The sequence below is a fragment of the Allobosea sp. GW823-FHT01F03 genome (genome assembly GCF_058798075.1).
Map to the genome: position 1 here is coordinate 3145187 of NZ_CM179505.1, position 21967 is coordinate 3167153.

Consider the following 21967-nt stretch of genomic DNA (forward strand, 5'->3'; position numbering starts at 1 on the left):
CCTTGTGGGGGGCGGGCTCGTTGTCCGGCTATCCGGCCTTCAGTGAAGACCTCAGCGGGCGGCGTAGGTCACAGCCGGAGCGCTGGTGAGCTGCTCCTTGCTCATGTTGATCTTGCCGTGGTCCGGATACATTTCCGGAGCGCGGGGTGTGGGCGCCGGCTGGCTCATGGCACCACCGGCACTGCCGGACGGAGCCGGGGCCGAGGCGGCCATGGGCTGGTCGCTCCAGGTGACCTGATCGAAGGGAATCGCGACATCCTTGGAGCCGATGCCCAGGAAGCCGCCGACGCCGACGGTGACGAGCTCGATCTTGCCGGTCTTGTCGAAGACGACCTCGGTGACGTCGCCGACCTTCTTGTTGTCGGGGCCGTAGATGTCGACGCCCATCAGTTTCGAAGCCCGCCATTTGCCCTGGCCGGCGAGGTTGTTCTCGGGGGCCTTGGCCGTTGCAGGGGCCGCGGCCGGAGCTGCCGGCGCGGTCGTGGCAGGCTGCGGGCTTGGTGGGGTGTTCGGCGAGGTCGTCTGGGCGACGGCTGCCGCGGCAAGCATGACGCCGCCAATCGCCGTCAGTGCAACGTGACGCTTGTACATCGTGTTCCTCCTATCGGCTTCCGCATCAAGCGGGATGCCCGAACAACCGCCGAAGCAGGGTTTTGTTCACGCCTTCTTGAACGGAAGCCTTCGCAGACGGCCAGGATCGAGCTGAGTTCAGGCTTCGCTAGGGATTGCTGCTGTCTGCTGGGAGGGGCAGGGACGGGCCCTGACAGTGTTGCGAAAGGCTGCCGGAATGCAGAGGAGCTTTGCCGTCGTCGCGCTCGCAATCGTCGCGAGCGCCGTGGCCGCGCCGGCTGGGGCCTTCTGGCCGCGCTCACAACTCATGGCCTGCTCCGAGGCCGCCAGCGAGGCGGATTTTCAGCGCTTGCGTTGCTGGGAACTCGAAGGGCGGGTGCAGGTGCCGATGTCCTTCGGCCCGGCCACCGCGCCCTATGCCGGTGCGCCGGCGAGAGGGCGGCCATGGACGGAGCCGCGACAAGGCGTAGTCGTCAGGCGTCTGGGCTGAAGCGGCTCCCGCCTTGGCCGACCCATCCGAGCCGGCCTTCGCCCGCTACCAGTTTGCCAGCACGATTCCGCGCTCTTCGAGATATTTCTGAACGTCGAATTTCCAGGCCGGGCCGTTATGGTCGAGCAGACGGATCGTGTAGACGAGGAATTCGTCGCGGTCCGAGAAGAACAGCGGCATGTAGGAAGCCTCATGGGCCGAGCCCTGTTGCCAGGGCTTCAGCCCGATCGCGCGGTCGATGGCGGCCTTGTACTTCTTCAGGCTGTTGATCGACCCCGATTTCGGGTCTCCGCAGGCGTAGATCGCCACCCGGTGCCGGCGCTGCGCCGAGGCGTGGCAGGCTTGCTCGAGCAGTGCGAAGCTCTGCTGCAGATTGGAATCGCTGCTGCAGAGCTCGAAATAGCGATACTGCGCTTCGGGGGCGGCCGGGCCTTGGAACAGGGCCTCGAGCATGCGGCAGGCGGCGGCGCTGTCATGGAGGAAGAGACTGCCATTGCCGCCGGCGAGCGTCGTGGCGACTGCGAGGGCTGCGAAGGGATCGCCGGCTTCGGCGGCGGACCGCAGCAGCCGGCCGCCTTGCATCGGATCACGCGGCGTTCCGACGCCCAGCAGATAGCCGAGGCCGAGATTGGCGCGGGCCCGCAGATCCCCCGCCTTCTCCGCCTCCTCGAGCATGGCAAAGGCCTGCCGATGCCGGGCCACGTCGGAGGTGCTTCGCAGCATGGCGATCGCCTTGTCATTCAAGGCAGGATCCGGCTGTGATGGGGTCTGCGCGAATGAGGGGTGGAGGAGCGACGCGGCGATCAAAAGCGATGCGGCGAGGAGGCCGCCAAGCCGAGTTGCGTGCATGATTGGAGCTTTCTCTTTCCGCGGTTTCGACGGGCCTGACCTGCGCGGATATCAAACCCCGCAATCATCCTTGAAATCCGCCCTGATGGCGAGGCATGCGCCGATCAGTTGCTGGCTGGCTTTCGCTGCTCCCGTCAAGGGCGAGTGCGGTGGAGGGTCTCGGCATAGTCTCTCGCTGAAGCTCGCAGTCGTCATGTGCGCAGCTTCAGCGGCTGCCGGTACTCGGTCATGAACGAAGCAGATTCTGGCCAGAGCCTATAGTCGACAGACGAAAAGTAGGGTCGCAGCGCCGGCGATGTTCACCAGCGCCGTCAGCCAATGCGGCATTGCGGCGACGATCTGCGCCTGAAAGCACCGCTCGCACTCGTACTCGCACTCCAGCACGCCAGCCTCCCATTTTTCCGGGAGTTTGCCGATTTTTCTGCGAGAGAACGCCCCCCAAATGGGGGGTGAAACAGTGTCTGTCCGCAAGCGCAACGATGCTGAGGGGCGACCAGGCGAGGGCAGGCGGTGCCGCTGCCGAGATGGCGAGCGATCTTCACTCTCCGACGGGCTCGCAACCGCCGATCGCGGACGATTGCGTTGAATCAAGTCCGGCGCTGTCTCGAGGCCGTAGCATCGACTGCGGAAGATTCCTCCACTCAGGATGCAGCTATGTCCAATACACCGCATACTCTCGCCGATGAATTCCCAGGAGCGGGAGAGGCGATCAGCAAGCTGAAGGTCGCGGATCCCGATTTCGCGCGTCTGCTGGCCCGCTATGACGAGGTCAACGATCAGGTCCATCTGGCCGAGACGAACATCGCTCCCGTGGATCAGCTCACCGAAACCGAGTTGCGCAAGGAGCGTCTGCGGATCAAGGACGCCATCAGCCAGGCATTGTCCGGTAGCTGAGCCGACGGCCATTCCTCGAGCGGCGAACTCGGAGCACGATCTCGCCGTCTTCGAGGATGGATGTGGCGGACACCGGCGGATGGCCAGCGCGCTCGCGCGCGCTGGCATAATGACCCGTCGCGATGCCTTCGCGGGCCGGGGCCGAGTTCGAAATGGTGATCGTCGGCCGTTGGCGGGAACAGCTCTGGCGATGCCGGGTTAGGTTCGGTGTGCGCCGCGATTGGATCGCGCGCCTAGGCCGATCAGAACCTGGAGGCACGACATGTCAGATGACGGCGTGAGCACCGATGGAACCGACATGGAGCAGATCGAGATCGTTCTGAATACGCTCTATCTGTGCATTGATTTTGCGATGAAGCACATCGCCACACATGAGGGCGCCGACGCGGCCGCCGGCTTCAAGGGAGAGCTGCTATCGGCGCTGAAGAGCGGCGACCTCAACATGGCGCTGATGGAGGAAACCAAGACCTTCGATTTCGTCATCGAGAAGATCGAAGCGCTTGCCGAACCGGGCGCGGCATAGAAATCGCGAAAGCTCTGTTTTTCCGCTCGGACCAGCCTCCCGGCTTCGTCCTTGCGGAGGTCGACGGACAGACGAGCCTTGGCAGCGCATTGATCGTGGCCGGTTGCCTTGCTGATCGCCGGGCCGCGCCGGATCGATGCGCGGTAGTTTGAGCAATGCTGGCTTTCGTGCGAGCATGCGAATTGGCCGAGCGCCAGCCTCCCTCATCAGATCAGAGAAAAGCCGTCCCGAGGCGGCGAAGAAAAACCCGCCGGCCGGGGCGGGAGCGACTCATTGAGAAATGGCTTGGGCCGTCGTCAGTGCGAGATGCGCCAGACGATGAAGGCGCCGATGATGGCGAGCGTGAAGTAACCGGCAATTCGGACCCGGCGCTGGATCGCCTCGATGATCTCTGGAAGGCGATATGAAATGTCGTCGTCATCCATAGCCTTCAAGGTGTCTGCCATGCGGCAGTTCCGCAACGGCGCAAACGGGTTAGTCCGTCAAATGGAGGTTGCTCTTCAGAGCCACACCGCGGTGCTACGAGGCGTTGGCCCTCGACGAACGCCGGCTGCGCCTACTGCTTAGTTGTTGGCGTACCAATCGCCAGGGTCGACTTTGGCCCGACGCTCGCCGGGAGATACGGTGACAGGGATCGGCCTATGGGACGGGCAGCTATTATCGTACCCGCAGGTGACGAACTCGGAGTAATAGGCAGGAGAACCCTGCGGCTGGCTTCGGCTCTCGGCAAATACGAGATAGGTTCCAGCGGGCACCTTCAGCTCATAGCGGATGGATTTACCGCGCTTTTGCTGGCGGTTGGTGCAGCTTCTCTTCTTCGAAACGACCTCGTCCGCGCAGACTTTGAGGTCCTTCGGCAGCCATTCACCAGGGTAGGTGAGTTCGCCGGTAATGGTCGCCGGTGCGGCTTGAGGACCTGAGGAGGCCGCCGCAGCTACCGCCTGCCCGTCCTGTGCCCGCAGCACGCTGTCGTCGCCGTCCTGCGACCTGACGCCTGTGTCGGAGAGTGGGGCTGCGGCCACCATCGGCGGGCGGGCGAGGCTGTTCGCCGCGGCGGCGCCAGAGCCTGAGCGCACTGGCGGGCCGACCAGTTCCACGGAGGCGAGTTTCTCGATCCGGCCGGCGGCGCCGCAACCCAGTGTCACGACCTTCAGGTCCTGTCCTTTGACCAGCAGCGTTGCGAAGCCTTCGGCGACACGTGCCCGTGCCGATGCGGGGCTGATCATGGCGAGCAAGGGCAGGTTGAGATAGCTCTCGCCATACTTCGCGTCCTTGAAGGTCACGCCCTTCATCTGGCCGTTTTCGAAATGATGGTCGACCACCCGGCCGCGGCCGCTGGCTCTGGAACAGCCGCTGGCCGTGGAGAGGTTCGCCATCGCGACGATCCGGCCGGTCTGGTCCTTGTCAATTCGGATCTGGGCGTTTGCCGTTTTTGCCGTCGAGACGAGGAGTAGAAATCCCAGGGCGATGGTGGAGATATGTTGGCCTTTAAGATCAGTCATCGACAGACATCCGATGCAGCAGGATAAGTCGATCGACGATTTCAGGCATCGATCTTCGCGGCGATCATGAGGGTGGCTCGCGGTTTGGCGCAAGCGTCGTCTAAATCTATCGCGAATGGCTCGGCGATGAACGCTGGTTGGAACTGGGTGGATCACATTGCGATGGTCAGGGTGCGGACCGGGCCGAAGCGCTATTGAGGCCGTCCGGCGATCGGCGCCTCATCGCCCCTTCTGCATGCAACTGCGCACGTATTCGCGACGCAGTTCCCTGATCTGTTCTATACCCTGTCGAGACGTTCGGGACTTCTGTACGGCTCGCCGGGCTTCTTCACGACAAATCTCGCGGGCACTCTCGTCGCCACCTCTGCCGCCCTGCCTGGCCGCAGCCGGCCCGTCCGAGAACGTCAAGGGTATAAGAACAAGTACGGCTAGAGAGCGCATGACCAACTCCTTTCCGCGGGAGAAAGCCGTCGGCGGCAATGCCTCGGTCGGGCGCAGAAGTGCACATTGCAAGGCATGACGCCTTCCCCAAATGGGTAGCGCGCACTTGGCGAAAAGGAATTGCTACTGGATTCGCCTAAGGCTCGCCTTGGCAAGAAGGGGGTGAGCTGTCCCGCCTGTGCGATTCTATTGTACGGCGTCCGGTAGGGAGCGCGGAGCCGCGCTCCCCCGGCCACGGATGGGCTACTGGATCAACTCGACCTTGAAGCTGCGTGGCATGTTGAATTTCGAGCTCTTGCCAAACCATTTGTCGTAAATTCGATCGATCTCACCGTTCTTGTCGGCCGCGACCAAAGTCTCGTTGATCTTGGCGAGGAGCTTGTCCTCGCCCTTGCGCACGCCGACGCCGACCTTCTCGATCATCAAGGTGGAGTCGTCGAGGACCGTCAGCGCGGTGTTGGTGTCCTTGCTGGTCACCGCGAAGTCGCGCAGCATCAGCTCCGACAAGACGAGCCCGGAGACCTTGCCCTGATTGAGGGCAAGCAATGCCTGCGGAACATCCTGGAAGGATATCACCTCGGTCGTCGGCAGCTTCTGCTTGGCGACCGCTTCCGAGGTCGAGGCGGTCTGGGCGGAGACGCGCTTGCCGTCGAGCTCCTTCATGGAGCGGAGCCCGGTCTTGGCCAATACGCCGATCATCTGGTTCGAATTGAAATAGGCATAGCTGTAGTCGACCTGCTTGGCGCGTTCCGGCGTCCAGCCGAGCGTTCCGGTGATCACGTCGAGCCGGCGCTGGTTGAGCTCGGGGATGCGCGCCGCACCCGCGACCAGCGCCAGCTTCGGCTGGACGCCCAACGCCTTGGCAATGAGCTGACAGATATCGGCATCATAGCCGACGGTCGTTCTGGTTGCCGGATCCTGGAAACTGAACGGGGGAACCGTGCCGATGGTCCCGCAGACGATCTCGCCCTTCGCCTGGATGTCGGCCAGTTGGTCGGCCGCGGCCGGAGCGGTAGCCGCCAGAAAGAACAAGCCGATGGCCGCGATATTCCTGGGTATCCTGGTCATTGTACATTCCCCGTTATTGCACTTGTCAGATTTGCTTGAGGAACTCGCGAGCGCGAGGACCTGCCTCTCCCTTGAAAAACTGTTCAGTCGTCGCGTCCGCCTTGAGTTCCCCCCTTTCCATGAACCAGATCCGGTTGGCGACGCGCTGCGCGAAGCCCATTTCATGGGTCACGCACATCATGGTCAGCCCATCCGCCGCGAGCGCCTCGATCGCACGCAGGACCTCGCCGACCATTTCCGGATCCAGCGCCGATGTGGGCTCGTCGAGCAGCAGGACGGCGGGTTTCATCACCAGTGCGCGCGCGATCGCGACGCGCTGCTGCTGCCCGCCGGAGAGTGCGCTCGGCATTTGTCGGGCCCTTTCGGCCAGGCCGAGGCGTTCGAGCTGCGCCAGGCCGAGGGCCTCAGCCTCCTTGCGCGGCAGGCCGCGGACATGCCGCAAAGCGAGTGTGACATTGTCCAGAGCGTTCAGGTGCTGAAAGAGCCCGAAAGACTGAAAGACGAAGCCGACCCCGCTCCTCAGCGCATTGACGGACCAGCCGCGCTCATGAATGTCGCGGCCGCCGATGAGGATCTGGCCGCTATTGATCGGCTCGAGCCGGTTGACCGTGCGGATCAGAGTAGACTTGCCCGATCCCGACGGGCCGCAGACGACCGTAACCTCGCCAGCGCCGACCTCGCCGCTGACCCCGCGCAGGGCGGGCAAGGCGCCATAGAATTTCGAGACCTCGGAGAAGCGGATCATGTTCGCACCGCCGCGGCGAGCGGTACGAACTCCGCAGCCGCCGCCCGCTGGCGCTGCTGCAGGATCCGTCGTTCGAGCATCTTCGCGATTCCCGCGATGCCGCCGCACAGGATGTAGTAACCCGCCGCCAGAACGCCGAAGACCGCGGCCGGCTTGGTGATCTCGAGATTGTTCGCCTGTGTCGCGGCGAAGGTCAGTTCCTGGGCGCTGATGATGTAGCCGATCGAGGTTTCCTTCACGATCGACGCAAACTGCGTGATCAGGCTCGGCAGCATGTTGAACAGCGCCTGCGGCAACACGATCCGCAGCGTGCGCACCCCATAGCGCAACCCCAGCGCGTGCGCGGCCTCGATCTGGCCCTTCGGAATCGCCTCGATGCCCGCGCGGACGATCTCCGAGATATAGGCCGCCTCATAGATCGTCAGGGCGACGATCATCGTCGTCGTGCCGCCGAGGGAAATGCCGAACAGCGCGGGAACGCCGAAATAGACCCAGAAGACGAACATTAGGAACGGCAGGCCGCGCACCAGCGAGACCAGCAGCGCCAGCGGCCGGCCGAGCCAGGCGATGCCGCTCGTGCGGGCGAGTGCGATCGCGATCGCCAGTGGCATCGAGATCGCCAGCACCGTCAACGCGATGATCAGCGTCATGGCGAGGCCGCCGAGCGGACCGTGCGGATACTGCCCGATCAGGAGCAGCAGCCAGTATTTCTGGATGATCTCGATCATCGCGCAGGCACCCCCTCGCGGCGGCGCAGCCATTCGCTGCCCGACATGATCAGCAGCGAGATCGCCAGATAGAGTGCGGTGGCGACCGCGAAGGTCTGGTAGGTCAGATAGGTGGCGTTGTTGATGGAGTAGGCGGCGTGGGTGAGCTCGGCAGCGCCGATCGCCGAGGCGATGCTCGTCGCCTTGAAATAGAGCAGGAACTGGTTCGTCAGTGCCGGCAGCGAGATGCGTGCGGCCTGCGGGATGATCACCAGCCGCATCGCCTGGATGTAGCTCAACCCGACGGCGCGCGCCGCCTCGTACTGAACCGGCGGCAAGGCGCGAATGCCGCTCCGCAAATCCTCCGAGACATAGGCGCCGAACGCCAGGCTGATCGCCCAGACCGCGAAATAGACTTCGCTCGAGCGTTGGTTGACCCAGTCGACGATGGCCGAGGGCAGCAGCTCCGGCGCGCCGAAATACCAGAACATCAGCTGGACGAGCAGCGGCACGTTGCGGTGGCAGGAAATGTAGAAAGCGATGACGGGATCGAGGCCCGGCACTGCCCGCAGCATGGTGAGAACGATTCCCCACAGCCCGCCGATCAGCACGAAGGCGACCGTCATCAGCAGGGTGAGCACGAGGCCGCTGGCGAACTGCTCCAGATAGGGCGAGGACAGGATGGTCGCAAAGCCGCTCATCGCGAGGGCCTCGTCGCTTTCGGATCGCGCCGGAGGGGACAGAACCAGGGCCGCGCGGCGGTGGCCCGACGGCTCCAGGCCGCCGGCCGGCGGCCCTTCTCCGGCCTTCGGGGCTTGCGGGAGATCATCGCGACGGCATCGCGGCGATGACGGAGATCTCGAGCTGGGCGCCGCCCTGCAGCGTGGCCTGGACGCAGGCGCGGGCCGGCTCGCGCTTGGCGACGAGCCAGCTGTTCCACGCCTCGTTGAATGCGGCGACGTCGCGATTGACGTCGTGCATCCAGATGGTCGCCGAGAGCAGCCGGCTCTTGTCGGTGCCGGCCGCCGCGAGCCGCTCGTCGATCTGCGCCAGCGCCTGCCGGGTCTGATCGGCGATCGTCACGCTGTTGTCGGCCGGAACCACGCCGGAAACATAGGCGACGCCGTTGAAGACGACCGTGTCGGACCGATGCTTGAGGCCCTTGGGGTTGAGATAGGTCGGTTCCATGGGAGCTCCGCTCGGTTGGATGCGCTAGGTTTCGGTAGCAGGCACCGCAGAGAAGGCGACCCGGCCGAACTGGCCGAAGGTCGTCGGTCCCTTGGTATGGCTCGCCGCTGCACCGAGTTCGACGAAGCCTGACATCGCATCGCTCGCACAGTTCTCGGCGACGAAACGGAAGCTCACCGTATTGCCCTCGACCATGTGGAAGGCCTGAAGCTCGAAGCCGTTCTCGGTCATGACGCCGCTGGCCGCGACCTCGCCGAAGGGCGTGAGGTGCTGGCCCTCCAGCCTGCCACCTTCGCGCCGCAGCCTCAGCTGATGGATGGCGGGCCGGACGGCGAAGTCCAGCGTGACGGTCCATTGGCCGGAGATCTCGACCTCGGTCGGCGGCGGGGCGGCCGCCGGCTGCCGTGCTGCCGTCAGCGCAACCTGCAGCGCGTCGCCGACCAGATCGATCTGCTCGTCGCCCAGGGCGAACGGGCTGATCATGGTCGAGTGCTCGCTGCCGCCGTAATCGTCGATCAGGATGCGCGGGCGCCGTTCGAGCAGCTCGCGTCGCAGCTCGCGGAAGGTCAGGTTCGGCTGCGCTTCGCTCCAGTCGATCTTCAGCCGCGGAATGCCGCCGGCCAGCGCGGAAATGTCGAGCTTGAGCCCGGGGATCGCTGCGAGCCGATCGCGCAGCGTCTGGACGCGCTGCCGCCATTGCCGGCGCTCGGCCTCGAGGTCGCGTGCGAACCACTGCTCCACCGCCGCGACCGCGCCTACCATCTCTTCCTTGGCGATCTTCATCGCGCGGCCGAAGCTCTGATGGGGCGGGCCGTTGAACCATGCCGCCTGCACGAGCGGCTTGCGCCCGAGCAGCAGGCCGGCAGCCGCAGGGCCGCGGATCAGCTTGCCGATGCTGTAGACGGCCAGATCGGCCCCGCGCGACGTCCAATGTTCGGGGCAGGCGAGCGGCTCCGACGCGGCGTCGACGAGGATTGGCAGTCCGGCCTTTCGGGCCAGCGGCAAGATCTCGTCGAACTTCAGGGAGGAGCTGGCGTCGCGCTCGCCGAAGAGCAGGATCATCACGACATGGCGCCTTCCCAACGCCTCGGCTAGCTCCGCCACATCCGAGACTTCGATGATGCGCGCGCCGGCGAGGCGCACGCTTTGATCATAGGCGAAGCGCTGCCCCTTCGGCGTCAGCACCACCCGCTCCTCGTTATGGAAGGGTTGCGGCAGCCGCAGCATCCGCAGCGGGTCATTGGCGGCGATGCAGGCTGCCGTGCCGAGGGCCAGACCACCGGCCGACCCGGCCGAGACGACTCCCCATTCGGCGCCGGTGAGTTCGGCGAGACGGCGGCCGACGGCGTCGCCTAGCTCCGACATCAGGACATAGTCCCGCGAGGCGCTGTCGATAGCCTCGCGCACCGGGTCGCTCATGATGCTGCTGCCGTAGAACGAGCGCGACGCGCCGCAGTTCACGACCGGTTCGATTCCGAGCTTCTGAAATACCGACATGGCTGTCTCGTTCCGCGGCGCAGGTCTAGGCCGCCCGCGCAAAGCGGGTCGGGCTGAAGGGGGAAAGGTCGCTCGGCTGGATGCGCTTCGCCAGGAGGTCGGCGATCAGCTTTCCGGTGGTGCCACCGAGCGTGAGGCCGGAATGGTTGTGGCCGAAGGCGAAGATGATGTTCGGATTGGCTGGCACGGGACCGAGCAGGGGCAGGCTGTCCGGCGTCGACGGCCGGTGCCCCATCCACAGGCTTTGCCCGGCCTCGTTCAACCCCGGCAGCAAATGCCTCGCGAGCGGCAGCAAGCGCATCGCGCGCTCGTAATTGGGAGGCGCGCCGACCCGGGCCAGCTCGGAGGAGCCGACGATCCGGACCTTGCCGTCGATCGGCGACAGCGCGAACTTGTACTCGCCCGACACGACGGTCCGGTTCAGCGCAACGCCCGGCTCCGGCAACATGACATGATAGCCGCGCTCGGAGTCGAGCTGCACCGCGATGCCGAGCTTTCTCGCCCAGGGCTTCGAGAAGGCGCCGAAGGCGAGGACGACCATCTCGGAGACGATTTCCCCGCCATCCGTCGTGATCGCGACCGGGCCGCCTGGGTGCAGGGCGATATCGGTGACTTTCGCCTTGATGAAGTGGCCGCCATTATCAGTGAAGTTTCGCGCGAGCGCGGCGACGAAGCGCTGCGGATTCACGGTCTGGTAGCAGTCCGGCAGGAACAGGCCGTGCCGGACGCTGCGCGCGAGGCCAGGCTCCATTTGCCGGACTGCGTCCGCATCGAGTTCGTCGACCCGTACGCCATGGGCCCGTCTGATGGCGAAGTTCGCAGCCTTGGCGTTCTCGAAGGCCGCGTCGGTTTCGAAGACGTGGAGCTCGCCGCTCGGCCGTACCATCGACTGGATGCCGGCGGCTTCGATCAGGGGGCGGTAGTCCTCATAGGCGCGCGGAACCAGGCTGGAGAGCGCGCGGGCATTCGCCTCGACCCGTGCAGGCTGTGCCTCCCGCAGGAAGCGCAGCAAATAGGGCGCCAGCGAGCCGAGATGGCGCCAGCGGATATGCAGCGGCTGGTTCTTGTCGAGCAGCATGCGCGGCACCGCGCCGACGATGCCGGGAGTCGCGACCGGCACGACGCTGGCGCATTGGATCAGACCCGCATTGCCATAGGAACATCCGCTTCCGGGTTCGTCCTGATCGATCAGGACGACGTCACGGCCGTCACGCTGGAGATAGAGCGCCACCGACACGCCGATCGCCCCGGCCCCCAACACCGCAATCGTGCCGCGATGCGTCATGGCCGGTCCTCGGTGCGGAGGGCTATGCCGTCGTCGCGATACGGCCGGCGGATGCGGACCAATCGGATACGCGGCGGCCAGCCGGACGGGTTCCGGCCCGGCATCCCCACGCTGCATCGGCGTCCTTCGAATGGGCTCAAGACGATCCTCCAGGCCAGCTCGCCCGAGGATTAGACCGCGATGCACTCTCCTAAAAAAGCGATATTTTTGACGCCTGACTGATGCATTAAAGTAATCAATCAGCCGTCCGCGGGCGGTGCGAAATCATGCTGCTGCCGCGCCATCTCGGCGATGCGCGCGCAGATCGGCGCCATCCGGTCGTTGCGATAGGCGGCGACGAAGCGCAGCGAAGGCGGAGGCGGCGTGGTCCGGATGATCCTGAGCGCGCCGCTGGCGACCTGCGGCAGGAAATAATTCGTCGGCAGGCAGGCCATGCCGAAGCCGGCCTTGGCGAGCTCCGCCACGGCTGAGGTGTGGTTGCAGATGATCGTGCGGTTGATCGAAACGTTGTGCTCGTTGAACCAGGCCGCCAGCAGATCGTAGATCGACGACTTCTCCGACTGGATCAGCACCGGAAACTCGACGATCCGCTCGATCGGCAGCATGTCGGGTCCCGCATAGAGGGAATGGCTGCACATCCATGACGTCGCGACGTCGCCGAGCGGGACATAGGGGAGGTCGAGCTCCCCACGAAGGCGCGGGGTCAAGACAAGGTCGAGGCTTCGGTCCCGCAGACCGCTGAACAAGGTCCAGGCGTCGTCGATCACCGGCTCGAGGACCACCTTCGGATAGGCTTCCTTGATCGCCGAAACCAGCTTGGGCAGCCAGCTCACCGCGATCATCTCGGTAGCTCCGAACTTGAAGCGCCCGGCGAACTGATCGGGGCTCCGCGCCAGCTGCCGGATCTCGTCCTGAAGATGCAGGCTCTGATCGACGAGGCCGATGATGCTGCGGCCGGTGGGCGTGAGTTCGACATGCCGCGTGGTACGGTCGAAGATCTCGCGTCCGAGGATCGTCTCGCATTCCTGGACACGCTTCGAGGCGGTCGATTGCGAGATGTTCAGATGGCGGGCTGCGGCATGGAATGTCCCGAGCTTGTTGACCCAGTAGATCGCCTCCATCTGCTTGTGCGAGATCATGCGCCGTTCCTTTTCGGCATCAGTCGAAAATCCTCATTGGTAGGGAGTATCTTCCCCCCGATCCGTCAAGAACAGTTCTGCACGCTGCGCGCTTGCCGCGTTCTTCCAGCTTGCCGGCGGCTTTAGCGAGCGCGGAAGGCCCAAGACCTGACCCCTTTTCTCACTCGACGTGTCGCTCGAGGAGCCGACTCCATAGGCCGGCAACTCTGATCGACTGCACAGTGCCTCTATGATCGTAGCCCATTGTCGTGCTGATCTGCGTGCGGGCCGCAGCCTTCAGCACATCGGCTGGATCCGCGCCGGCTCCGAAAGATTCGGATATGGCTCCCGCCCGACGGTCCATATTCCACAGACCCTTCGGCCAGCCGGTCGCGTCTGCGAGCTTTCGGAGCTGCCTAGAAAATGCTCTCGCCGATATGGCTGCTTGAAGCTGATTGCGATTATCGCGTCGCGGAGATCAAAGCCGACTGGAACCCGTATTAGCCCCGGATTCCTGCGGGGCGAATCTGGCCATCGGCGAACAAATGCGGGGGGCTTTGTACAAGTTTCGTACAGGCGCGGCGCAGGTAGAGGCTGTATGTTCCCGGCCTGTTCAGGGCAGGAGCCGGCTTCTCAGCCTCGGCAGGAGGGCTCTGGAGACCTCTCGAACGACCCAAGTCTTTGATAATAAACGACCTGGGCCGTGGTGAGCGGGGAGGGGATCGAACCCTCGACCACATGATTAAAAGTCACGTGCTCTACCACTGAGCTACCCGCCCTCACCGGGCGCTGAATAGGGAGCGACGGCTTTCCGGTCAACATTGTTCGCAGGCTTTCCTCATGGCAGAAGCGCCGCAGAGATTTTCGAGGTCGCCATCGCGCATGTTCCAGACGTCCCAGTCCACGCATTTTCCGGCCGCAACCGCGTCCCCGCGGCCCTTGCGGACGAGATGCGCCCGGAGCGCCTGAAGTTATGGAAAATCGCGATAGCCGCCGCTGGACGGGCTGGATCAAGGCGTTTTCGCTGGCTGCACTCGGAGTTGCCGGCGCGCTTTTCGGCTTCGTCGCCCTGCTCGATCCTTATGGCGTGCGAGTCGAGGCAGGCGAGTCGCCGCGCCCGCTGATGGATCTCAACCAGCGCTTCATGTACCCGCAGCTGGTGCGGTCCGGCGCCTTCGATTCCGCGATCATCGGAACCTCGACCATCCGGCTGCTCGACCCGGCGATTCTGTCGCAGGGCCTGCAGGCACGGTTCGTCAATCTCGGCATGAACGCGGCGACCCCATGGGAGCAGGTGCAGATCGCCGCATTGTTCGCGCGCAAGACCGCGGCGCCGAAGCTCGTGATCTGGGGCATCGACCTGCCCTGGTGCGAGGCCGATGCGACGAGCGAGGCGCGCAAGCTGACACCGCGGCCGTTTCCGCCCTGGCTCTATGACGACAGCGGCTGGAACGACTGGGCAAAGCAGCTCAATTTCACCACGCTCGAGATCGCCGTCAGGCTCGCCGGGAATCGTTTCGGCCTGGTACCGCCGCGGATCCGCGGCGACGGCTACGAGGTCTTCACGCCGCCGGAGGCGAGCTATGATCTCGACCGCGCCCGTTTCCACCTCTACCGCGGCAGCCAGGGCAAGGCGCCCGAGATTGCGCCGCTGACGCCGCCCGAGGCGGTCACGCCGGAACAGCGGGCGACATGGCGTTTTCCGGCGCTGGCCTGGCTCGATCAGGCCCTGGCGGTCTTTCCGTCGCAGACCAGGCGCATCCTTGTCCTGCCTCCGATCTATGGCGGCGCATTGCCTCGCGAGGGCACTGCCGCCCATCAGCGGGAACTCGCCTGCAAGGCGCAGATCGGCGCGATCGCGGCCCGGCACGGGGCGGTCGTCGCCGACTACGCCCATGTCTCGCCCCTGACCCGCGAGGATGCCAATTACTGGGATCCGGCACATTACCGACTGCCGATCGCCCGCCGGATCGAGGCCGATCTGATCGCACTCGGCAAGGGTGAGCCTGCGCCGGAGGATCCGGCCTTGCGGGTGTCGGCGCCTATTCGTTAACGCGCCATAAACCAAGCCGTTCTAGCGTCACGCCATGGTCATTCGTCGCGGCGTCCGCTCCATCCTGATCGCTCTGGCGCTCTACCTCGTGTCGGGCGCGGTCGTCGGCTATTTCCTGTTCCACGCCCAGCATGGCGCGCGCGGCCTCGAGGCGCTCGGCGGCCTGCGCGAGAAGCTCGGCGAGATGGAGGTCGAGATCGCCGCTCTGACGGCCGAGAGGCAAGGCTGGGAAAAGCGCCTCAGCCTGATGCGCGACCAGGCCGTCGATCGCGATCTTCTGGAGGAGCGCGGGCGCGCGGTGCTTGGCCGCATCCACCGTAACGATGTCGTGGTGATGGGGCGCTGAGCCGGCTCAGGGGGCGACGATAGTCGCAAAAAGATCGATTAACCGATATCAAGTTAATCGTTGATCTCTGAAATATATCAACAAACTAGCTCATGTTGCAGTGCGAGATGTCCATCTCGCCAAGGCTTTTGCGTTCCTCTACAACCGAAGCAGTTGAGCTTCGGAGGACTGCTTATGGCCATTGCCGCGCGTAAGACGAAGGCAGGCGATTCTGCCAAGGTGGCCGGAAAGACCCCGGCGAAGACCGCCACGCGGGGCAAGAGCGAGAGCAAGGCGATCTCCAACATTCCTGTCTTCGACAAGGAAGAAGAGCTGCACGCCTATCGCGAGATGCTGCTGATCCGCCGCTTCGAGGAGAAGGCCGGCCAGATGTACGGCATGGGCCTGATCGGCGGCTTCTGCCATCTCTATATCGGCCAGGAAGCCGTGGTGATCGGCATGCAGATGGCCTCGAAAGAGGGCGACCAGATCATCACCGGCTATCGCGACCACGGCCATATGCTGGCCTGCGGCATGGAATCGCGCGGTGTGATGGCGGAGCTGACCGGCCGGCGCGGCGGCTATTCGCGCGGCAAGGGCGGCTCGATGCACATGTTCAGCCGCGAGAAGAACTTCTATGGCGGCCACGGCATCGTCGGCGCCCAGGTCTCGCTCGGCGCCGGTCTCGGCTTCGCCAACTGGTACCGGCAGGACGGGCGAGTATCGATGGCCTATTTCGGCGACGGCGCCGCCAATCAGGGCCAGGTCTACGAGAGCTTCAACATGGCGCAGCTCTGGAAGCTGCCGGTCGTCTTCGTGATCGAGAACAACCGCTACGCCATGGGCACCTCGGTCAATCGTGCTTCGGCCCAGACCGATTTCTCGCGCCGCGGTGTCTCCTTCGGCATTCCCGGCGAGCAGGTCGACGGTATGGACGTCCGGGCGGTGCGCGCCGCCGGCCAGCGCGCCATCGATCATGCCCGCTCCGGAAAGGGGCCCTACATCCTCGAAATGCAGACCTACCGCTATCGCGGCCATTCGATGTCCGACCCGGCGAAGTACCGCTCCAAGGACGAAGTCCAGCGCATGCGCGAGGAGCACGATCCGATCGAGCAGGTGCGCGGCCGCCTGACGCGTGAGCACAAGGTCGGCGAGGATGAGTTCAAGGCGATCGACGCCAAGGTGCGCGAGATCGTCAACGACGCGGCCGAGTTCGCGACGCATGATCCCGAGCCGGACGTCTCGGAGCTCTTCACCGACATTCTGCTGGAGCCGGCGCAGGCCTGACCGGCGCTGCGCTCCCAAATCGCATTTTTCAGCCCGACGGGCTTTCCAGAAATCCAGGTGCGTTCATGCCGATCGACATTCTCATGCCTGCGCTGTCGCCGACCATGGAACAGGGCAAGCTCGCAAAATGGCTGAAGGCCGAGGGCGACAGGGTCAAGGCCGGTGACATCATCGCCGAGATCGAGACCGACAAGGCGACCATGGAGGTCGAGGCGGTCGACGAGGGCGTCCTCGCCAAGATCCTGGTCGCCGACGGCACCGAGAACGTCGCGGTGAATACGCCGATCGGCGTGATCGCCGCCGACGGCGAGGACGTGAACGCCGCAGCGAGTGGCGCCGCGAAGGCCCCCCCCGCGCCGCAGGCGGCGGAGGCTCCCGCACCGGCAGCGCCGGCCGAAGCGCCCGCTGCTCCGGCCGCGCCGCCGAGCGTTCCGGCTCAGGCGAAGTCCTATGACGCCGCGTCGGAATTCCCAGCCGGCGCCGAAATCGTCACGATGACGGTGCGCGAGGCCCTGCGCGATGCCATGGCCGAGGAAATGCGCCGCGACGCCGACGTCTTCGTCATGGGCGAGGAAGTCGCCGAGTACCAGGGCGCCTACAAGGTCACGCAGGGGCTGCTGCAGGAGTTCGGCGCGCGCCGGGTGATCGACACGCCGATCACCGAGCATGGCTTCGCCGGCATCGGCGTCGGCGCCGCCCTGACCGGGCTGAAGCCGATCGTCGAGTTTATGACCTTCAACTTCGCCATGCAGGCGATCGACCAGATCATCAACTCGGCCGCCAAGACGCTCTACATGTCCGGCGGCCAGATGGGTTGCCCGATCGTCTTCCGCGGCCCGAACGGCGCGGCCGCCCGCGTCGCCGCCCAGCACAGCCATGACTATGCCGCCTGGTATTCGAACGTGCCGGGGCTCAAGGTGGTGATGCCCTACAGCGCCTCGGACGCGAAGGGCCTGCTGAAGAGCGCGATCCGCGATCCCAACCCGATCATCTTCCTCGAGAACGAGATTCTCTACGGGCGCTCCTTCGAGGTGCCGAAGGGCGACGACTTCCTGGTGCCGATCGGCAAGGCCAAGGTCGTGCGCCCGGGGACGGACGTGACCATCGTCTCCTTCGGCATCGGCATGACCTATGCGCTCGGCGCCGCCGAGGCCTTGGCCAAGGAAGGCATCGAGGCCGAGGTTATCGACCTCCGCACCATCCGGCCGATGGACATCGAGACGGTCATCGCCTCGGTGCAGAAGACCAATCGCTGCGTCGCGGTCGAGGAGGGCTTCCCGCAATCCGGCGTCACCGCCGAGATCGGCATGAAGATCATGGAGGCGGCCTTCGACTATCTCGATGCGCCGGTCGCCCGTGTCACCGGCAAGGATGTGCCGATGCCCTACGCCGCCAATCTCGAGAAGCTCGCGCTTCCGAATGTCGGCGAGGTCGTCGCGGCGGCCAAGGCCGTCTGCTACAGGGCCTGACGCGTGCAGCTGACGATCGGAGCCATGATCGCTTCGGTCGCCCTCGCTTTGCTCGGGGGGCTGGCGGCCTATGCCTATGTCCAGCCCAAGCGCCGGCTGGCGCCACGCCCGCTGGTTGCCCGTGATCTCGCTCTGGCGAGGCTCAGCCTGCATCGCGTCGACCTTATTTCTTTCGTGCTGGCGGCGGCCGGCGTCCTGACACTCATCCCTGAATCGGTTCAGGCCTTCGCGCCCGAGCTGATAGGGGGACGGACACTCGCCGGCACCGCGCTCGAACGTCTCGACTATATCGCCTTCGTTCTCGTCTCCCTCAGCTTCGGCATGGGCACCGTCCGCCGTATGCTGCTCATCGCATTGGAAAAAGCGAGCCTCCAGCCATGCCCGTGAACATCCTGATGCCCGCGCTGTCTCCGACCATGGAGAAGGGCAACCTCGCCAAGTGGCTCAAGAAGGAGGGCGACAAGATCAAGGCCGGCGACATCATCGCCGAGATCGAGACCGACAAGGCGACCATGGAGGTCGAGGCGGTCGACGAGGGCGTGCTGGCGAAGATCGTCGTGCCGGAAGGCACCGCGGATGTCGCGGTGAACGAGGTCATCGGCGTGATCGCCGGCGAGGGCGAGGATGCCAAGAGCGTCTCCGCGCCGAGCGCCGCTCCGGCCAAGGCCGAGCCGGCTCCGAAGGCCGAGGCCAAGGCGGCCACGCCGGCTCCGGCAGTGTCCGCTCCGGCTGCAGCTGCGGCTACCGCCGCTCCGGCTGCGGCGCCTGCCGCTCGGGCCCCAGCAGCGGCCTCAGGCGAGCGGGCCTTCGCCTCGCCGCTGGCGCGCCGCCTCGCCAAGGAAGCAGGGATCGATCTCGGCAAGGTCCAGGGCTCCGGCCCGCATGGCCGCATCGTCGAGAAGGATATCGAAGCCGCCAAGCAAGGCGGGGCTAAGGCCGCCCCGGCCGCAGCCGCCGCTGCGCCTGCCGCAGCGAAGCCCGCTTCCGCGCCGCTCGCGGCCGGTCCGTCGGACGATCAGGTCAAGAAGCTGTTCGCGCCCGGCTCCTATGAGGAGATCCCGCATGACGGCATGCGCAAGACGATCGCGCGCCGCCTGACCGAGGCCAAGCAGACCATCCCGCATTTCTACGTCACGCTGGATTGCGAACTCGACGCGCTCCTGAAGCTGCGGGCCGAGCTCAATGCGGCGGCGCCGGAGAAGGACGGCAAGCCGGCCTATAAGCTCTCGGTCAACGATATGGTGATCAAGGCCCTGGCGCTGGCGCTCAAGGCGGTGCCGGACGCCAACGTCTCCTGGACCGAAGGCACGATGCTCAAGCACAAGCATGCCGATGTCGGCGTCGCGGTTTCGATCCCGGGCGGTCTGATCACGCCGATCATCCGAGACGCCTGCCACAAGACGCTCTCCCAGATCTCGAACGAGATGAAGGACATGGCGGCCCGCGCCAAGGCGCGCAAGCTGAAGCCGGAGGAGTATCAGGGCGGCACGACGGCGGTCTCCAATCTCGGCATGTTCGGCGTCAAGGACTTTGCCGCGGTGGTGAACCCGCCGCATGCGACGATCCTGGCGGTCGGCGCCGGCGAACAGCGCGCCGTGGTCAAGGGCGGCCAGCTCGCGGTCGCGACGATCATGTCGGTGACGCTCTCGACCGACCACCGCGCCGTCGACGGCGCGCTCGGCGCCGAGCTGCTCCAGGCCTTCAAGGGCTATATCGAGAAGCCGATGGCGATGCTGGTGTGAGGTAGTCATGACCCGTCAGGCGCGCATCCTCGCCTTCGGCGACTCCCTGACCTGGGGGCGCATCGCCAACCGGCCGGAGCGGCATGGCGACGATGTGCGCTGGCCGCGCGTGCTGGAGAAGGCGCTCGGCGGCTACGCCACGGTGATCGAGGAGGGGCTGAACGGGCGGCGGATCGCATTGGAAGACCCGCTGCGGCCCTATCGCTCGGGCATCTCGCTGCTGCCGCTGTTCATCGAGTGCCATGCGCCGCTCGATCTCGTCATCCTGATGCTCGGCACCAATGACTGCCAGCGCCAGCATTCGCTGGCGCCCTATGACGTGGCCCGCTCGATGCGGATGCTGGCCCAGGTGGCGCAGCGCCCGCCGGTCGAGCCCGGCATGCCGGTGCCGGAGGTGCTGATCGTCTCGCCGCCGGTGGTGCGTATGCCCGACGATCCCGAGCATGAAGCCAACTTCTTCATGGAGGGCGCTCCGGAGAAGATGGCGCTGCTGGCGAAATATTATCGGCGCATCGCCGATGAGATCGGTGCTCATTTCTTCGACGCGGCGGTGGTCGCGAGCGTGACCGGCGAAGACGGCATCCATCTTGACGCCGACAACACCCGCGCCATCGGACAGGCGCTTGCGCCGGTCGTCGACGGGCTGCTCGGCCTGCCGCTGCCGGCGCGTGGGCCGGCGCTGCGGATCACCGGTCCGTAAAGGGAATTACCGGGGCCTTGCCCCGCAACGTCAACGCCTCCCGAAAATGGGAGGACAGAGCCGAGGTGCCTTCCATGGCTGACTACGACATCATCATCATCGGCTCCGGCCCGGGCGGCTACATCGCGGCGATCCGCGCGGCGCAGCTCGGCTTCAAAACGGCGATCGTCGAGCGCGAGCATCTCGCCGGCATCTGCTCGAACTGGGGCTGCATCCCGACCAAGGCGCTGCTGCGCTCGGCCGAGATCCTGCATTACGGCCAGCACGCCAAGGATTACGGGCTGACGCTGGAAGGCACGTTCAAGGCCGATCTCGAAGCCGTGGTGAAGCGTTCGCGCGGCATCGCCGCCCGGATGAACAACGGCGTCCAGTTCCTGATGAAGAAGAACAAGGTCGACGTGATCTGGGGCGAGGCCAAGCTCACCAAGGCCAACACCATCGTGGTCGCGCCGACTAAGAAGCCGGCGATGCAGCCGCAGGTGCCGCCGCCGAAGAACGCCAAGGGCGAGGGCACCTACACCGCCGACCACATCATCGTCGCGACCGGCGCCCGGCCGCGCGTGCTGCCGGGGCTGGAGCCGGACGGCAAGCTGATCTGGACCTATTTCGAGGCGCTGGTGCCGCCGACCATGCCGAAGTCGCTGGTCGTGATGGGTTCGGGCGCGATCGGCATCGAGTTCGCTTCGTTCTACCGCACGCTCGGCGCCGAGGTGACGGTGGTCGAGGTGATGTCGCAGGTCGTGCCGGTCGAGGATGCCGAGATCGGCGCCTTCGCCCGGAAGGCGTTCGAGAAGCAGGGCATGAAGATCCTGACCTCGACCAAGGTCACCAAGGTCGAGAAGGGGGCGAACTCCGTCACCGCCCATATCGAGGACGACAAGGGCAACAAGCAGACGATCACCGCCGAGCGGATGATCTCGGCCGTCGGCGTCGTCGCCAATGTCGAGAATCTCGGGCTGGAAGCGCTCGGCGTGAAGCTCGATCGCGGCGTGATCGCGATCGACGGGCTCTGCCGGACCAATGTGAAGGGCGTCTATGCGATCGGCGACGTCGCCGGCCCGCCGATGCTGGCGCACAAGGCCGAGCATGAGGCGGTGATCTGCATCGAGGCGATCAAGGGCCTGCATCCGCACCCGATGGACAAGGCGATGATCCCGGGCTGCACCTATTGCCACCCGCAGATCGCCAGCGTCGGCCTGACCGAGGCCAAGGCCAAGGAGGCCGGGCACCAGCTCAAGGTCGGCCGCTTCAACTTCGTCGCCAACGGCAAGGCCGTGGCGCTAGGCGAGGACTCGGGCATGGTCAAGACGATCTTCGACGCCAAGACCGGCAAGCTGCTCGGCGCCCATATGGTCGGGCCCGAGGTCACCGAGCTGATCCAGGGCTTCGTCGTCGCGATGAACCTCGAGACCACCGAGGAAGAGCTGATGCACACCATCTTCCCGCATCCGACCCTGTCGGAGACGATGAAGGAGGCCGTGCTCGACGCCTATGGCAAGGTGCTCAACGCCTGA

General features: G+C 65.3%; 22 protein-coding genes and 1 tRNA gene. 10 read left to right on the forward strand and 13 right to left on the reverse strand.

Features of this window, described 5'->3' with window-relative positions; genetic code table 11:
- Positions 1-51: 51 nt before the first annotated feature.
- Both AC3RCC_RS15095 and AC3RCC_RS15100 read right to left on the reverse strand, forming a co-directional pair.
- Positions 52-591 carry a PRC-barrel domain-containing protein gene (locus AC3RCC_RS15095; protein WP_291638357.1) on the reverse strand — a complete coding sequence of 180 codons (540 nt, stop codon included), beginning with the start codon at positions 589-591 and terminating at the stop codon, positions 52-54.
- 514 nt (positions 592-1105) lie between these two features.
- The gene (locus tag AC3RCC_RS15100; RefSeq protein ID WP_492255779.1) at positions 1106-1804 is read right to left on the reverse strand and encodes a hypothetical protein; all 699 of its coding nucleotides are present in this window, start codon (positions 1802-1804) and stop codon (positions 1106-1108) included.
- A gap of 759 nt (positions 1805-2563) precedes the next feature.
- Between AC3RCC_RS15100 and AC3RCC_RS15105 the strand changes: the two genes are divergently transcribed.
- Together AC3RCC_RS15105 and AC3RCC_RS15110 are read left to right on the forward strand one after the other, a co-directional pair.
- Complete coding sequence (locus AC3RCC_RS15105) at positions 2564-2803, forward strand: HP1242/YdcH family protein (RefSeq protein WP_492255780.1); 240 nt, start codon at positions 2564-2566, stop codon at positions 2801-2803.
- Between the two features lie 298 nt (positions 2804-3101).
- Positions 3102-3326 carry a hypothetical protein gene (locus AC3RCC_RS15110; protein ID WP_291638360.1) on the forward strand — a complete coding sequence of 75 codons (225 nt, stop codon included), beginning with the start codon at positions 3102-3104 and terminating at the stop codon, positions 3324-3326.
- A gap of 296 nt (positions 3327-3622) precedes the next feature.
- Here AC3RCC_RS15110 and AC3RCC_RS15115 read toward each other — a convergent pair whose 3' ends face one another.
- The 11 genes from AC3RCC_RS15115 to AC3RCC_RS15165 form a co-directional block, all read right to left on the reverse strand.
- A complete protein-coding gene (locus AC3RCC_RS15115; RefSeq protein ID WP_291638361.1) occupies positions 3623-3772 on the reverse strand; it encodes a hypothetical protein in 150 nt (49 codons plus the stop codon).
- Positions 3773-3889: 117 nt separating this feature from the next.
- The gene (locus AC3RCC_RS15120) at positions 3890-4828 is read right to left on the reverse strand and encodes a hypothetical protein (protein WP_492255781.1); all 939 of its coding nucleotides are present in this window, start codon (positions 4826-4828) and stop codon (positions 3890-3892) included.
- Between the two features lie 684 nt (positions 4829-5512).
- A complete protein-coding gene (locus tag AC3RCC_RS15125) occupies positions 5513-6337 on the reverse strand; it encodes a transporter substrate-binding domain-containing protein (RefSeq protein ID WP_291638363.1) in 825 nt (274 codons plus the stop codon).
- Positions 6338-6362: 25 nt separating this feature from the next.
- Positions 6363-7082 carry an amino acid ABC transporter ATP-binding protein gene (locus AC3RCC_RS15130; RefSeq protein ID WP_492255782.1) on the reverse strand — a complete coding sequence of 240 codons (720 nt, stop codon included), beginning with the start codon at positions 7080-7082 and terminating at the stop codon, positions 6363-6365.
- Positions 7079-7810, reverse strand: coding sequence for an amino acid ABC transporter permease (locus AC3RCC_RS15135; protein WP_492255783.1), 732 nt, complete (start codon positions 7808-7810; stop codon positions 7079-7081). The genes AC3RCC_RS15130 and AC3RCC_RS15135 overlap by 4 nt, the downstream gene beginning before the upstream one ends.
- Positions 7807-8490, reverse strand: a complete 684-nt coding sequence (locus tag AC3RCC_RS15140; protein WP_291638366.1) for an amino acid ABC transporter permease — start codon at positions 8488-8490, stop codon at positions 7807-7809. Before AC3RCC_RS15140 ends, AC3RCC_RS15135 begins: the two co-directional genes overlap by 4 nt.
- A 124-nt stretch (positions 8491-8614) precedes the next feature.
- Positions 8615-8977 carry a RidA family protein gene (locus tag AC3RCC_RS15145; RefSeq protein WP_492255784.1) on the reverse strand — a complete coding sequence of 121 codons (363 nt, stop codon included), beginning with the start codon at positions 8975-8977 and terminating at the stop codon, positions 8615-8617.
- 24 nt (positions 8978-9001) lie between these two features.
- The gene (locus tag AC3RCC_RS15150) at positions 9002-10474 is read right to left on the reverse strand and encodes a hypothetical protein (protein ID WP_492255785.1); all 1473 of its coding nucleotides are present in this window, start codon (positions 10472-10474) and stop codon (positions 9002-9004) included.
- Between the two features lie 25 nt (positions 10475-10499).
- Entirely contained in the window at positions 10500-11759 is a 1260-nt protein-coding gene (locus AC3RCC_RS15155) for an NAD(P)/FAD-dependent oxidoreductase (RefSeq protein WP_492255786.1), read from the reverse strand.
- A gap of 239 nt (positions 11760-11998) precedes the next feature.
- Positions 11999-12898 (reverse strand): LysR family transcriptional regulator, encoded by a 900-nt coding sequence (locus tag AC3RCC_RS15160; RefSeq protein ID WP_492255787.1) that lies wholly within the window; start codon positions 12896-12898, stop codon positions 11999-12001.
- A 683-nt stretch (positions 12899-13581) separates the two neighbouring features.
- Positions 13582-13656: transfer RNA gene (locus AC3RCC_RS15165), tRNA-Lys, on the reverse strand.
- A gap of 194 nt (positions 13657-13850) precedes the next feature.
- Here AC3RCC_RS15165 and AC3RCC_RS15170 point away from each other — a divergent pair.
- From AC3RCC_RS15170 to lpdA, 8 genes are all read left to right on the forward strand, one after another.
- On the forward strand, positions 13851-14930 hold the full coding sequence (locus AC3RCC_RS15170; protein WP_492255788.1) for a hypothetical protein: 1080 nt from the start codon (positions 13851-13853) through the stop codon (positions 14928-14930).
- A gap of 34 nt (positions 14931-14964) precedes the next feature.
- Entirely contained in the window at positions 14965-15276 is a 312-nt protein-coding gene (locus AC3RCC_RS15175; protein WP_291642354.1) for a septum formation initiator family protein, read from the forward strand.
- Between the two features lie 174 nt (positions 15277-15450).
- On the forward strand, positions 15451-16542 hold the full coding sequence (gene pdhA / locus AC3RCC_RS15180) for a pyruvate dehydrogenase (acetyl-transferring) E1 component subunit alpha (protein ID WP_291642356.1): 1092 nt from the start codon (positions 15451-15453) through the stop codon (positions 16540-16542).
- A 65-nt stretch (positions 16543-16607) separates the two neighbouring features.
- On the forward strand, positions 16608-18011 hold the full coding sequence (locus AC3RCC_RS15185) for a pyruvate dehydrogenase complex E1 component subunit beta (protein ID WP_492255789.1): 1404 nt from the start codon (positions 16608-16610) through the stop codon (positions 18009-18011).
- 24 nt (positions 18012-18035) lie between these two features.
- Complete coding sequence (locus tag AC3RCC_RS15190) at positions 18036-18398, forward strand: hypothetical protein (protein ID WP_291642359.1); 363 nt, start codon at positions 18036-18038, stop codon at positions 18396-18398.
- Positions 18389-19753 (forward strand): pyruvate dehydrogenase complex dihydrolipoamide acetyltransferase, encoded by a 1365-nt coding sequence (locus AC3RCC_RS15195; protein WP_492255790.1) that lies wholly within the window; start codon positions 18389-18391, stop codon positions 19751-19753. Before AC3RCC_RS15190 ends, AC3RCC_RS15195 begins: the two co-directional genes overlap by 10 nt.
- 7 nt (positions 19754-19760) lie before the next feature.
- Complete coding sequence (locus tag AC3RCC_RS15200) at positions 19761-20453, forward strand: SGNH/GDSL hydrolase family protein (protein ID WP_291641826.1); 693 nt, start codon at positions 19761-19763, stop codon at positions 20451-20453.
- Positions 20454-20527: 74 nt separating this feature from the next.
- On the forward strand, positions 20528-21967 hold the full coding sequence (lpdA, locus tag AC3RCC_RS15205; protein ID WP_492255791.1) for a dihydrolipoyl dehydrogenase: 1440 nt from the start codon (positions 20528-20530) through the stop codon (positions 21965-21967).